The sequence below is a fragment of the Stenotrophomonas sp. 05L414_2 genome, assembly GCF_056397905.1.
Genome location: NZ_JBFTOJ010000121.1, coordinates 1 through 12993, shown reverse-complemented (window position 1 = coordinate 12993; position 12993 = coordinate 1). Strand labels below are relative to the sequence as shown.

General features: G+C 64.3%; 14 protein-coding genes and 5 tRNA genes. 9 read left to right on the top strand and 10 right to left on the bottom strand.

The genetic code is table 11. The annotated features are described in order from the left end of the window. Positions 1-237: 237 nt before the first annotated feature. The 3 genes from dsbG to AC1DJN_RS15735 form a co-directional block, all read right to left on the bottom strand. Positions 238-1080 carry a thiol:disulfide interchange protein DsbG gene (gene dsbG / locus AC1DJN_RS15745; RefSeq protein ID WP_032975238.1) on the bottom strand — a complete coding sequence of 281 codons (843 nt, stop codon included), beginning with the start codon at positions 1078-1080 and terminating at the stop codon, positions 238-240. 30 nt (positions 1081-1110) lie between these two features. Beyond that, on the bottom strand, positions 1111-1914 hold the full coding sequence (locus tag AC1DJN_RS15740) for a TlpA family protein disulfide reductase (protein ID WP_032975237.1): 804 nt from the start codon (positions 1912-1914) through the stop codon (positions 1111-1113). 85 nt (positions 1915-1999) lie between these two features. Next, positions 2000-3067, bottom strand: a complete 1068-nt coding sequence (locus AC1DJN_RS15735; protein WP_032975236.1) for a GlxA family transcriptional regulator — start codon at positions 3065-3067, stop codon at positions 2000-2002. 183 nt (positions 3068-3250) lie between these two features. Between AC1DJN_RS15735 and AC1DJN_RS15730 the strand changes: the two genes are divergently transcribed. The 5 genes from AC1DJN_RS15730 to AC1DJN_RS15710 all read left to right on the top strand — a co-directional run bounded on the left by AC1DJN_RS15730 (position 3251) and on the right by AC1DJN_RS15710 (position 4379). After that, on the top strand, positions 3251-3649 hold the full coding sequence (locus tag AC1DJN_RS15730; protein WP_478039438.1) for a heavy metal-responsive transcriptional regulator: 399 nt from the start codon (positions 3251-3253) through the stop codon (positions 3647-3649). Positions 3650-3791: 142 nt separating this feature from the next. Next, positions 3792-3867, top strand: a tRNA-Ala gene (locus AC1DJN_RS15725). Positions 3868-3920: 53 nt separating this feature from the next. Then, a tRNA-Glu gene (locus AC1DJN_RS15720) sits at positions 3921-3996 on the top strand. Between the two features lie 182 nt (positions 3997-4178). Then, positions 4179-4254: transfer RNA gene (locus AC1DJN_RS15715), tRNA-Ala, on the top strand. A gap of 49 nt (positions 4255-4303) precedes the next feature. After that, a tRNA-Glu gene (locus tag AC1DJN_RS15710) sits at positions 4304-4379 on the top strand. A gap of 63 nt (positions 4380-4442) precedes the next feature. Here the strand turns inward: AC1DJN_RS15710 and AC1DJN_RS15705 are convergent. Then, the gene (locus AC1DJN_RS15705) at positions 4443-4859 is read right to left on the bottom strand and encodes a GNAT family N-acetyltransferase (RefSeq protein ID WP_032976173.1); all 417 of its coding nucleotides are present in this window, start codon (positions 4857-4859) and stop codon (positions 4443-4445) included. A gap of 78 nt (positions 4860-4937) precedes the next feature. On the opposite strand from AC1DJN_RS15705, the gene AC1DJN_RS15700 reads away from it, so the two are divergent. Then, a complete protein-coding gene (locus AC1DJN_RS15700) occupies positions 4938-5894 on the top strand; it encodes an SOS response-associated peptidase family protein (RefSeq protein ID WP_032976174.1) in 957 nt (318 codons plus the stop codon). A 9-nt stretch (positions 5895-5903) separates the two neighbouring features. On the opposite strand, the gene AC1DJN_RS15695 is transcribed toward AC1DJN_RS15700, so the two are convergent. Beyond that, positions 5904-6284 (bottom strand): response regulator, encoded by a 381-nt coding sequence (locus AC1DJN_RS15695; protein ID WP_478039436.1) that lies wholly within the window; start codon positions 6282-6284, stop codon positions 5904-5906. Positions 6285-6422: 138 nt separating this feature from the next. Here AC1DJN_RS15695 and AC1DJN_RS15690 point away from each other — a divergent pair. Next, positions 6423-6508 (top strand) — tRNA-Leu (locus AC1DJN_RS15690). A 103-nt stretch (positions 6509-6611) separates the two neighbouring features. On the opposite strand, the gene AC1DJN_RS15685 is transcribed toward AC1DJN_RS15690, so the two are convergent. After that, complete coding sequence (locus AC1DJN_RS15685; RefSeq protein ID WP_235189951.1) at positions 6612-7697, bottom strand: retropepsin-like aspartic protease; 1086 nt, start codon at positions 7695-7697, stop codon at positions 6612-6614. Between AC1DJN_RS15685 and AC1DJN_RS15680 the strand changes: the two genes are divergently transcribed. After that, complete coding sequence (locus tag AC1DJN_RS15680; RefSeq protein ID WP_032976177.1) at positions 7696-7938, top strand: hypothetical protein; 243 nt, start codon at positions 7696-7698, stop codon at positions 7936-7938. The two genes, AC1DJN_RS15685 and AC1DJN_RS15680, sit on opposite strands and share 2 nt — an antisense overlap. Positions 7939-8595: 657 nt before the next feature. On the opposite strand, the gene AC1DJN_RS15675 is transcribed toward AC1DJN_RS15680, so the two are convergent. Next, positions 8596-10431 (bottom strand): methyl-accepting chemotaxis protein, encoded by a 1836-nt coding sequence (locus tag AC1DJN_RS15675; protein WP_032976178.1) that lies wholly within the window; start codon positions 10429-10431, stop codon positions 8596-8598. 254 nt (positions 10432-10685) lie between these two features. Continuing rightward, the gene (locus tag AC1DJN_RS15670) at positions 10686-10979 is read right to left on the bottom strand and encodes a hypothetical protein (protein WP_032976180.1); all 294 of its coding nucleotides are present in this window, start codon (positions 10977-10979) and stop codon (positions 10686-10688) included. Positions 10980-11139: 160 nt separating this feature from the next. On the opposite strand from AC1DJN_RS15670, the gene AC1DJN_RS15665 reads away from it, so the two are divergent. Beyond that, the gene (locus AC1DJN_RS15665) at positions 11140-12228 is read left to right on the top strand and encodes a DUF5694 domain-containing protein (RefSeq protein ID WP_442251194.1); all 1089 of its coding nucleotides are present in this window, start codon (positions 11140-11142) and stop codon (positions 12226-12228) included. A gap of 30 nt (positions 12229-12258) precedes the next feature. Here the strand turns inward: AC1DJN_RS15665 and AC1DJN_RS15660 are convergent, their stop codons facing one another. Further along, positions 12259-12498 carry a hypothetical protein gene (locus tag AC1DJN_RS15660; protein WP_025879248.1) on the bottom strand — a complete coding sequence of 80 codons (240 nt, stop codon included), beginning with the start codon at positions 12496-12498 and terminating at the stop codon, positions 12259-12261. Positions 12499-12562: 64 nt separating this feature from the next. Then, positions 12563-12993 (bottom strand): GGDEF domain-containing protein (locus AC1DJN_RS15655; RefSeq protein ID WP_478039434.1); only part of this gene is annotated, 431 nt, incomplete at its 5' end.

The window sequence follows — 12993 nt, the reverse complement described above, 5'->3', positions numbered from 1 at the left end:
GGCATGACCTGTGCGGCATCCATAGCGCAGTGACGCTGTATTCCATGCGCCAAGGCTAGTTCGACTGTCGTTTTTGGCCTTGATTGGGATCAAAGCGAAATGCTTGATGTCAGTCACGATTCAGACGTGACATCTGTTCGTGACGTGCGCAGCCCTCTTCGCCGGGACTGTCGCAGAAAGCAACAGGCCCACATGTCGCCATGTGGGCCTGTCACTCGGTTCAGCAGCCCGGGGGCCTCAGCGTGGGCCGAGTACCGCCTGCAGATCGTTGCCCTGCGGAAGGCCGGCACGTCGCTGCACCTGGCCCTGCGCATCCTGGAACAGGATGCCGGGCGTGCCCTGGAAGCCCATCTCCACCATCAGCACCTGGTTGGCATCCAGTTTGGCTGCGATGTCCCGGCTGATGCTAGGCAGCGGCTTGATGCCACCGCGATCGAACTGATGCTCGTTCTCCAGCAGTGCCGCACTGGGATCGCGCGCGGCCATGATCGCCGCCGCCTTGGCCGGACTGTCTTCGCGGATCACGCCGACCATGATGTGGCGCAACTGCACCTTTCCTGCGTCCACCCAGGGCCGTGCCGCCTCCCAGAACTTGTGGCAGTAAGGACAGTTGGCATCACTGAAGGTGTACACCACGCGCGGCGCATCGGCCTTGCCATCGCGTACCCAGGCACTGGCCTCCAGCTTGCTCCACATCTTGGCCGACATCGGCGCGGCAACCAGCTTCTCCAGCGTCTCGGCTGCAACTTCGTTGCCCTCGGCGTCGAACAGGCTACCCACCAGCACATGCTTGCCATCGGCGGTCACGTAAGCCGCCGCCGGCTGCTGGCCACCAACCATGCCGGCAAAGCCGCGCAGGCCGCCCGGCGCGTCGAATTCGGAGACCACCTCGAAGCCATGCTTCTCGATGCCCTTCAGGACAGCTGGCAACTCACCCTTCCTGGCGGCTGCCGTTGCCGAAGCCGTTGCCGGTGCAGCGGCACCCTTGCCCGGTGGGGTCTGTGCCTGGCTGCAGGCAGCCAGCGCCAGCATGGCCGGCAGCATCAGCGTATGCGCGATGCGCGGGGAAATCGACAACATGGAAACTCCGTAGTGGGATGCCAGCGCAGGCTACCGCAGCCGGCGCAGTTTGTGTTCAAGACCGGCCTGGGTCAGTTCGCCGAGATGCAGTTCCTGCAACCGCCCCTGCGCGTCGAAGAAGAGCGTGGAGGGGAAAGCCCGGACGTCCAGCGAGGTAGAGGCAGCCGATGACTCATCCAGCAGGACGTTGCCCAGCGAGATGTGTTCAGCGGCTAGAAAGGTCTGGACCTCGGCAAGGGTCTCGCCCTGGTTGAGGAAGACGAACTGGATATCGGCATGCTTCTGCTGGGCCGTCGCCAGTACCGGCATCTCCCGGCGACACGGGCCGCACCAGCTGGCCCACAGGTTCAGCACGAGCGGCCTGCCGTGAAACTGCTGCAGGTCAATCGCCCTGCCCTGCAGGTCGACTACCTGCAGTGTCGGCAGCGGCATCTGCTTTGCCTGCCAGTACGCGAGCCCCTGGCTTGCACCGCCCCACAGCAGCAGTCCGGCCAGCGCACCTGCCAGCACCGGCGCCCTCAACGCGCGATGCCTGCGCAGTCGCCACAGCGCCCAGGCAAATCCAGCGCCGATCACAACGGGCAGGTGATACCCACCATCGGCAATCTGCAGCACGCTCCAGGGAGCTTCACGATAAAGGCTGAAATGCGCGGCAACAAAGGACAGCCGGCCACACAGCAGGCCAACCAGCAGCATGTCCAGCACCATCCCGGCTGCAGGTGGCCGAGCCTGGCCAGGCTCAGCACGCGACCAGAACCGCGCAATGGCCATCGCCAGCAACAGGAAGATCAGGATCAACACCACCGGCATCGGCACCGGCCCAACACTCGACATCAGCTCACCCGCTCTCGCCTGCACAGACCCGCATGGTCAAAGCGTCGTGCCTGCGATGCAAGCACGACGCATCCAACAGCATTCATCAAGCGGCGTTGCGCCCCAGCTGCGTGCCTGGCGAGGCGCGCAGCCCTCGCAGACTGCCGGCCACGGCAGGCGTCAGCGGACGGTCGCGGCGTTTATTGCTGACGTGGCGACGATAGTTGGCGGGCGTCATGCCGACGATGCGCAGGAACAGCCGGCGGAATGCGCTCTGATCAGCGTAGCCCACCCCCCAGGCAACTTCGTCGATGCTGGCGCCCTGCTGCAGCAACGTCTGCGCCTTGGCCACGCGCAGTCGCTGGCAGTACTCGATGGGCCGCAGCCCGGTCGCCTTCAGGAAACGGCGTTGCAGGGTCCGCGGTTCCAGGCCGGAGATCTCACAGATTGCCCCCAGCGTCGCCCCACGTGCAGCCGTGGTATGCAGCCAGCGCTGCGCCTTCAGCACGTCACGGTCACCATGGGCGAAGTTGGCACTGAATCGCTCGAGATCCTGCTGGATCCCCACTGGCACCACTATCCCCAACTGCTGTGCCACCGCGCTGGCCACGCCCTGGCCGTGCAGCCGGTACAGCAGGCGCAGACCGAGGAAGCGCCAGGCCTGGGCCCCGCCCACGGTGAGCAGATCGCCATCATCGACGAGTGCACGCTCACTGGGTGCCCAGCTGCCGACCTGCACCTGCAGCGCCGGATGGCGGTTGAGGTCAGGGCCTGACACCGTGCGCCCCGTCAACAGACCCGCCCGTGCCAGCACACTGACCCCGTCACCTGCGGCGGCCAGCAGGCTGCCGCCGTCGTAGTGGGCCCGCAACCAGTCCAGCAGGACATCCTCGGCGCGCAGCGACGCACCGGAACTGACCTGGCCCGGCAAGGCGATCACTGCGGGAATTGCCGCGTCCAGCATTTCGGCACCGGCAATGCGATGCACGCCGGTATTGCTGGCAGGCACAATCCAGCGGGTGACCAGCACCCGCTTGCAGGGCCGTCGCTGCTGCTGCGCCAGACGATTGGCGACGTGCGCCATTTCGGCAAGCACCGATGCAGCCGACGGGTCGCCTCCGGGGTATTCAACCACCGCAACCTCGACGAATCCTTCGTTGCTGATTCCCTCCACTCCCCACCTCCTCTTCCGGTTCAGGCCGTCGAGCGGCCGGTTCAGGTTGAGGGTAGGAACTGCTTTGCCCCGGGGGCTATGAAGAAAGTTGCAAAGTGTGCTGAATGGGTGACGCAGGCAAAGCCTTGACTCTTGACCAGAGTCCAGGGATGACTATGCACGGCAGGTCCAGAGGAGTCCGCCGTGAACATTGGTCAGTTGGCACGCCAGGCCGGCGTCCCCATCGACACCGTCCGCTACTACGAACGTCAGCAGCTTCTGCCCACCGCGGCACGTACGGCAGGTGGCTATCGCATCTTCGGCGAGCAGGATCTGCGACGCCTGCGCTTCATCCGCCGGGCAAAGACTCTGGGCTTCAGCCTGGACGAGATCGGTGAACTGCTTTCCCTCAGCGATCATCCTCCGCAGGACATGGGCAGCGTGCGTGACACCGCGCGGATTCGACTGCAGGACATCGAACTGCGGATGGCCGAACTGCAGCGCATGMATGGCGCCCTCTCGCAACTGGTCGATGCCTGCCCCGGACATGGCGCGCTCGACCAGTGCCCGATCCTGGCCGCGCTGACCGGGGAAGACCGCTGAGCGCCTGACGTCTGCGTCGACACATGTGCTGCCTGGCAGGCGGAAATCGCCTCCGCGCCATCGCGCGCCATGTGTAGAAAAGTGCAACAAAGCGCTTGCCAACCCCCGGGGGCACAGCTATTATTTCGCTCCTCAGCGACGTGGGGCCATAGCTCAGCTGGGAGAGCGCCTGCATGGCATGCAGGAGGTCAGCGGTTCGATCCCGCTTGGCTCCACCATACTTTCGGCATTAGGCCGTCGAAAGGTCGCAAAGAACATTGATGAGATCTGCGTCCCCATCGTCTAGAGGCCTAGGACATCACCCTTTCACGGTGGCGACCGGGGTTCGAATCCCCGTGGGGACGCCACTCATCATGAACAACGAGGACCCGGCCGATAACCGGGTCTTTTTTGTTCACCGCCCACCGGCATTCAGGTTGTGGCGTCGGAACGCTCCTGCCCTTGTGGCAATGAACGATTCGATGAAAAAGCTTCAAAAAAAGCTTCCACAAATGTGAACAGGCAGGTATGATAGGCGGCTCGGTAACACGGGGCCATAGCTCAGCTGGGAGAGCGCCTGCATGGCATGCAGGAGGTCAGCGGTTCGATCCCGCTTGGCTCCACCACTTTCGGCATTAGGCCGTCGAGAGTTCTACAACTTGAAGTTTTTCGTGCGTCCCCATCGTCTAGAGGCCTAGGACATCACCCTTTCACGGTGGCGACCGGGGTTCGAATCCCCGTGGGGACGCCAATCTTTGAAACCCCGGCTTCGGCCGGGGTTTTTCTTTGCCTGCGATTCCCTGGTGACCGCGTTTCAGAACCGGCGATACATGCCGATCGAGGCTGGCGCGGTCGCCTCAAAGCCAAACTGCGCATACAGCCGATGTGCCTCGCCATCGGCCAACAGACTCACATACGCCGACGGCGGCAGGTTGCCCTGCATCCAGTCGCTCAGACGCTGCATCACCGCCTTGCCCAGACCCTGCCCCTGCAGGCGCGGCAGCACGGCGATATCGCAGACCTGCAGGTGGCAACCACCATCGCCGATGATCCGGCCCATCGCTACCAGCTCGCTGCCCTGGTAGGCACAGACACCGAAAACGGTATTGGGCAATGCCCGCGTCGCCGCCTCATGGGTCTTTGCACTGAGCCCGGCCAGCGCACGCAGCTGGCAGTAGTCTTCAACCGTCGGCACCGCCTGACGGAACTGGATCGTCTCTGGATCATTCATGCAACGTCTCCTGGAAGGTCGAGCTATCCTGCCGCATCCATGTCGCAGCCGCTGCGACCCATCTTCCGGCAGAGTCCAATGTGCTATTCCGCCCTGATCCGCGCCGACTACGCCAAGCTGGTGCGCGAGTTCGGCGCCGTCCTCTCCCTGGAGGAGTTCGCCGAACTCTATGCGCATGATCCCGGCAAGAAACGACCGAAAACGCCGAAAGCGATGGACGACGGATTTGCCGGTGCGCGCACCGAACTGGGCCGCGACATCGTGGCGAAGATCCAGCAATGGCATGCACAGGAGCGGCAACAGCTGCAGGCTGAGCTGGAGCGGCAGCTTGAGCGTCGCGACATCGCCAATGCAACCCTGGCCACCCGTCCCACGCAGAAAGCGCGCAATGACCTGCGCGTTGCCGGCAACCGCATCGACCGCGCGCAGGCACGGCTGGACGACCTGCATCGGGAACAGCTGCTGCCACGCGACAACCGTATTTTTCCTGGCACCTACGCGCCGGTGATGGTCAGCGAGAATGGCCGGCGCGTGATCAAGCCGATGCGCTATCAATGCCGGCTTCCGGACAAGCCCGCGCGCAACGATGTCCTCTATCCCGGCACCTACAATGCGCGGCGGGACAGCCTGGAAGGCTATTGGCGCGGGGCCTTCGGACTGCGCCACGGCGTGGTGGTGGTACAGGCCTTCTACGAGCACGTTCCTCGCCACACCATTGCCGGCCGCACCCTGCACAACGACGAGAAGGAACAGGACGTGGTGCTGGAGTTCCGCCCTGATCCGCCGCGCGACTTGTTGCTGGCCTGCCTGTGGGCGGAATGGGAGGGCCCGGAAGGACGCCTGTTGTCGTTCGCCACCATCACCGATGGACCGTCAATCGATGTTGCCGCTGCCGGCCATGACCGGGGCGTACTGCCGATCCGCGCCGAGCATCTGGACGCATGGCTCAACCCGGACCCGGACAACCTGCCGGCGCAGTACGCCATCCTCGACGACCGCGAGGAGATCCGTTATGTCTACGAAGAAGCCGCCTGAGCGGTTGGATCAGGCGTTGGCGCTGGAACGTCCCACTGCGCGGACCAATGCCTTGGACAGTTCCGCCGACAGATAGGGCTTGATCAACAGTACCCCCGATCGCATCGCGACCGGCAGTTGTTCGGCGGCCATGCCGGTGGCGAGCACGAACGGCACCCCGCGCGCGGCCAGCGCCGCAGCGACTGGTTCACTGGTCTCGTTGTGGGCCAACCGGTAATCCAGCAGGGCCACGTCAGGGTTGGCCTCTTCCAGCAGGCGCAGTGCCTCGGCAACGGACGCGRCAAGACCAACGACCAGAGCACCGGAATGCACCAGCTGCATCTGCAGCAGCGCCGCACTCATCTCGTCGTTCTCCACTACCAGCACCCGCAGGTCCTGCAACGCTGACATAGGCTATCGCTCCGTGCCTGTTAAGCGTTGCCAGTATAGCCAGCAGTCGGCCGATACCGACAATTTGAAGCCATTTCGGCCCTGTTCGCCCGCACCTCTATGAACGCCCGCCCGGCTCGGGTACACTAGCCCGCTGCTGCCGGTGTGGCGGAATGGTATACGCAGCTGACTCAAAATCAGCCGGGGGCGACCCCATGAAGGTTCGAGTCCTTTCACCGGCACCACAAGCCTTGCAACGCGAGGCTTCCAGAAGGAATGGCGGAATGGAGTCGTGAATCAGCCGACTCCGGCCAATTCTCCTCCCCACTTCCCCTCTCGATCGTCCTGTCACCGCCGCAGTTGCTGCAGCACCGCCCTCCCGTTGGGACGCAGATAGACGTCGCCGGTCTTGGTGTCCAGCAGGATGTTGAAATTCCGAAGAACTTCACTTCCGATCGTGCCATCGCCACTGGAGCCGTCTTCGTCGATGGTGAAAGACACCTTGGGCTGGTCCAGACGAATCCCCTGAATATCCGCCGAGGGAACGCGAACGTCGACCGCGCGGATCTTCCTGCCTGCGCTCCCACTGAACTGTGACGTTCCGATCTTCTTCGTAAGAACATCCTGGAGGTTGTGTCGGGAACTGTAGGAATACCCCAGGTCGATGGTCCCGTTGCTGCCGGTATCCAAAGAGAGCCACGCCTGGAGTGATGCGTTCTCCGCATGCAACGTCACTTCGACAGCGGGAATGTTGTCGATCCATCGCGTGTTCATCCTGGTGTATCCCGCCGTGCTGGGCAAAGTGCCATGCACGAACAGGGTCTTCTTGTCGTAGTCGATCTCGACAACGCTCCCCTCGAAGAATTTCCAGCCGAGAACTGCATCGAAGGGCCGATTCTGGTAGTCGATTACTGCGGCGCCCAACATTCTGCTGGCACCGCCGAGAGCGACCGTGTTGTTCGTACTGTAGTCAACCAACGTCGTGCCGTCCGCGCCGGTGTTTTCGGATTGATCGTCGATTTTCATACCAGCCAGTTCGCTTGTAGCGACCGACACGGCCATACCGTCCGCCCCCGTGTCCACCAGGAAACGGAGGGGGCGCGAATGATTGATCGTGCCTTCGGCATATATTCGATGGTCCTTGCCCAGCTCGAACGGGATCGCGATGGTCTCCGCGGAGACGGCAGGAGCCCCACAAAGGGCAGTCACCGCGAGAAGGGCAAGAAACCGGATACGGCAGATCCTGGACATTGGCAGTTTCCGTTGGGCAAGGCATGAGTCCATGCTCTGCCTTGGATGCGCCACCGGGCCAAATGGCTTAATGCGAAGCCTGGCTTGGCCGCGATCGCGAGCCGGCGTATAACGCAAAACTCCGGCATCAAGGAAGTTGTAGACTTCGGCTCCATGGAAAACGGGCGTTAAGGATTCGAGCATGGCCGACACCGGATTGTTCCTCCTCAGCGATGTTTTCGGGCAGGAAGACGACAGCGGCCGTCTGCTGCAGGTAACCCAGGTGGTGTGTCGTTGTCTGGAATGCTCGTGCCGGTTCACCGGGCGGCCCAACGAAGGCCTGATCGATCTCCCCGGTGGCGCAATTCTCAGTTGCCCCAAGTGCCCCAATCGGCAGGCTATCAGCCTGGCCAGATTCGCAGACTTTCTGCAGAAGAACGTTTGACGCTCGGGCGTCCAGCGCTTTGGCCGGTCCTGGTTGATCAAGCGGCGATTGCACAAGGGTCGACCAGCGTCCTCAGCCTGTCCGTTTAGGCAGAATCCATAGCGCTTCAGCTCCAAAACTCTTGCTGAATCCGCACTCTCGTCACAAGATCAACCCGCTCCACCCTGCAGCATGCATTGACTCTTCGGTACACGGCCATGCCAGACACAGGTCTTTTCTACGTTCTCAACATCGACCCGATGCGCGATCAGCAGGGGAACATCCAAAGCGTCATCGCAATCAGCGTCCGGTGTAACAGTTGCCAGCACGTCACTCACTCGACAGGCCCCGACCTCCAATCCATACCGGGCGGTACGCTGCTCGCTTGTGCCCAATGCGGAGGGCGCCAAGCCGTCAGCAACGCCCGCTTGGTCGAGTGCGATCACACCTTGGCCGCCAGAGCGGACTCATCAATCAGTCCGATGCCTGGGTAGGCCCTTCCCAGCCATCAAGGTACCTGGCTAAATCGTCGAGAACGTCGACCACGCGCTGCCGATAGGGACACGGTGACTGAGCAGTGACGGGCGAGCCCGGAGTTTACTGCCGTTCCAGAGCAAGCCACCGTTGCGTTGGCCGGGGCGGCCCGCGCCGCCTCATAAGCCAGCGCGCGCCGGCGCCCTACACCACCCGCAGCGCCGGGGAATGCACGCCATGACCATGCCCTGCCCCCGCGTGCACACGGAACCCTGCCACCGTCTGCAGCAGCTGCGAAGACTGCTCTTCCATGCTGCGCGCGGCCGCTGAGGCCTCTTCCACCAGCGCTGCATTCTGCTGCGTGCCCTGATCGATCAGATCCACCGCGTGGTTCATCTGCTGGATGTCATCGCTCTGCTGTTGCGCAGCCGCACTGATCTCGGTCATCAGGTCGCTGACACGCCGCACGTCGACCACGATCTCGTCCATGGTCCGGCCGGCGCTCTCGACCTGCGCCGTTCCGGCACCGACGTTGGCAACAGACGCATCGATCAGCTGCTTGATTTCCTTTGCCGCACCCGCCGAGCGATGCGAGAGCTCGCGGATCTCGGTGGCAACCACGGCGAAACCACGACCATGCTCACCGGCACGCGCCGCTTCCACCGCCGCGTTCAATGCCAGGATGTTGGTCTGGAAGGCAATGCCATCGATCACACCGATGATGTCGACGATGCGACGCGAGGAAGCATTGATCACCTCCATCGTCGAGACCACGTCATGCACCACCTGGCCACCCCGTGCGGCCACATCGGCGGCGCCGCCGGCCAGTTGGCTGGCCTGGCGCGCGTTGATCGCGGTGCGCTGCACGGTCTCGGCCAGCCCCTTCATCGACACGGCGGTTTCTTCCAGAGAGGCAGCCTGCTGTTCGGTACGCTGGGAAAGGTCGTTGTTGCCTTCGGCGATCTCGCTCGCACCGACCGCAATGGTGTCTGCGGCGAACTTGATCTGACCGATGATGGCCGCCATCGCCTCGACCAGCGCGTTGACGCCACCGCATAGCTCGGCGATCGGGCCCGTCTTGTCGGCCATGCCGATGCTCCGGGTCAGGTCGCCCTCCTTTGCCGACGCCACCACTTCGCGCGTCTGCGCGACGGCGTGCTGCATTGCCTGGCTCTCATGCACCTGTGCGGTGATGTCGGTGGCGTACTTGACGACCTTGAACGGCCGGCCACCGGCATCGAGGATCGGGTTGTACGACGCCTGGATCCACACTTCACGACCGCCTTTGCCCAGCCGCCGGTACTGGCCTGCGTCGTACTCGCCGGAGCCGAGTTTTTCCCAGAACCGCCGATACTCGACACTGGCCCGGTAGTCGGGCTCGACGAACAGCGAATGATGCTGGCCACGCACCTCTTCCAGCGTATAGCCGGTGGCGGCCAGGAAGTTCGCATTGGCCGCCAGGATGCGGCCATCCATGCTGAACTCGATGACCGCCTGCGATTTGTCGATGGCGGCCAGCTGCCCCGCCGATTCGGCTGCCTGCTGCTTCTGCGCGGTGATGTCGGTGGCGAACTTGACCACCTTGTACGGCCGACCGTGCTGGTCAAGCACCGGGTTGTAGGAGGCCTGGATCCAGATTTCGCGCCCGCCCTTGCCGAAGCGCCGGTACTGACCTGCATCGAACTCACCGCGGCCCAGCCGCGCCCAGAAGTCGCGGTATCCGGTGCTGCGCGCGTCCTCGGGATCGACGAACAGGGAATGATGCCTGCCCTGGATCTCATCCAGGCGATATCCCACTGCCTGCAGGAAGTTGTCATTGGCCTGCAGGATGGTGCCGTCGAGGGCGAACTCGATGACCGCCTGCACCCGGTGCAATGCGGCCACCTGGGCCTCAAGCTCGACGTGCCGCCGATGCTGCTCGGCCACCTCCGTGGCGCGGCGCTGCCTGCCCAACACTCCCTGCAGCGCGCGCAGGGGAGACCAACGGGTGAGCACTTCGACCGGCGCCTGAGCACCTTCCATGGAGCCTGAAATAAGCATCGTCTGATCCTCGGTGTCCGGGTAGCGGTTGCGACCCGCCGGGCGGGATGCCCGGCGGCAACTTCGATTGCCTGGGACTGCAGACGCCGGAAGGCGTCACTCGAGCGACTGGCAGGAACAGTACGGCAGCTGCGATCGTCATCAAACAGCGGCGGAGCACACGGCACGGGCCGCCCATCGGAGGCAGCCTCGGGTCCGGCGGCGGGAGCCTGCAGCGGGCTCCAGAGAAGGTAACGGCGCGACGGCCAGCAACTTTAGGGGGCCAGCCCCTGGTCGGCAGCGCGCCGCAGAACCCAGCGCAGCAGTATCGTTGCCAGCACCGCCGGCAGGTAGCCCAGACTGCCGCAGACGACCAGCAGGGACGGCCCCGCCAGCGGCCCGCCGCCGCCCAGGATCCAGCTGCGGGTAGCGAGGATGTACAGCGCGAACGGCACCAGCAGCAACGGTGCCAGCCGCAACAGCTGCCACCGCCACCTCCCCGGCCCGATCCAGCCGGCCAGTGCACCCAGCACGGCACCTGCAGCTGCGATGGTGGCGATTTCATCCATGACGCGCTTCCGGAAGTCTTCCAGCCACCATTCTGGACCAGCGCCGACGGAAAGGGGATGCGGCAGGCACACAGAAGGTTGCAATGACCATCGGGACATCCCTTGCCTGCGCGCTGCCGGCAGCATGCGCCCACTGAATGGATTTTTCCTGGGAGGCAGCATGCTTCGACGCTTGAACGCCATCATCTTCCTCAGCCTGTGCAGTGCCGGCGCATTGGCCAGCGACGCGGGCTTCCGCCCCAGCTTCCATCCCGACCAGCTGAAGGGGCCACCCGCCGGTCGCCACAACGAAGTACTGGTGCTTGGGACAGCACATCTGTCGGAACTGCCAAAGACCTTCGAGCCGGCCATGCTGGAGCCGTTGTTGCAGCGCTTGGCACGTTGGCGCCCGGAGGCGATTGCCACCGAAAACCTGTCCGGCCTGCAGTGCGACTTCATGCGTCGCAATCCCAGCCGCTATGCCGAAAGCGTCGAAACCTACTGCTTCGACACCGACGCGGCCCGCGTCGCCACCGGCTTCGACGTGCCCAGCGCGAACGCCGAAATGGGACGCCTGCTGTCGGCATGGCCGGCAAGCCCGACAGCCGCGCAGCGTCGGCACTTGGCCGCGGTGTTCCTGGCCGCTGGCGAGCGCGGATCGGCGCAGGTGCAATGGCTGCGCCTGCCTGTGCAGGAGCGCGTCGCCGGCGACGGGCTGGATGCTGCGCTGGTCGAGATTCTCGACAAGAGCCTGACCCGTCGCAATGAAACCAACCTGGTGGCCGCAGTCCTCGCTGCCCGGCTGGGACTGGAGCGCCTGTGGGCAGTGGACGATCACACCGCCGATTCGGCAACCCCGCCCAAGGACCAGAAAGCAGCACGCGAAGCGATCATGTCGGCCTGGGACAATCCGCACGCAAACGCACGGCGGGACGCCGACGAGCCGCTGTATGCCAACATCGGCAAGGTCGATGGCGTGCTGGACCTGTATCGCGCCTACAACCGCCCCGGCGTCGGCCTGCAGGCCTACCAGGCCGATTTCGGTGCTGCGCTGGTCGAACCCTCACCCCAGGGCTTTGGCCGCAACTACGTGGGCTACTGGGAAACCCGCAACCTGCGCATGGTCGCCAACATCCGCGAAGTGCTGGGCCAGCGCCCGGGAACGCGCCTGCTGGCCATCGTTGGCGCCTCGCACAAAGGCTACTACGAGGCCTACCTCAACATGATGCACGACGTGCAGCTGGTGGATGCCGAAGAGGTGCTGCGCTGAGGCCCGCACCTGATCAACGCAGCAGATCCGCTACCCACGTTGCTGCGCATCGCGACGCCCGGCGCGCCAGATCATCACGCTGGCAGCGACGATGCAGCCCAGGGTGACCAGCAGCATCAGCGCCACGCCCCACTGCACCACGGGGACCAGCATCCGGGCCTGCTGGTCGTTGCGCAGCTGCTCCAGCCGGAGCCAGCCGGAGAGAGCCAGGGACCAGCCGACAACGGCCGGCGCATAAGCACGGACTGCACTCAGGTTCCAGGACGTCATGTTGTTTTCCTGCCAAGGTGGGGCGTTGGCGCAGTATTCGCCGCGCCCCTCTCACAGGCTGAGATCAGCCGTCGCTGAGGTCGCCGCCGTCCGCCGGCGAGCTACCGGGCAGTTCGCCGGTTTCGCCCTGCACCTGCACATTGTTGCGCCCCATCGCCTTGGCCCGGTAGCACTGGGCATCGGCGGCGGCGACGGCCTGGTCCACGCTCATGCCGGCGGCAAGCGGTGCGATGCCGATGCTGGCGCCGATCCGCAGCTGGTGCTGGTCCCACGGAATGGACAGGTTGGCCAGGGTATGCAGCAACTCGCCGCCGATGCGCGCCRCTCGCCGCGGGCTGCACCCGGACAGGATCACCGCGAATTCGTCACCGCCCAGGCGCGCCACCACATCCGAGTCGCGCACACCATGGCGCAATGCGCTGGCCACGGCCCACAGCACGGCGTCGCCGGCCAGATGACCAAAGGTATCGTTGACCGGCTTGAACCGGTCCAGAT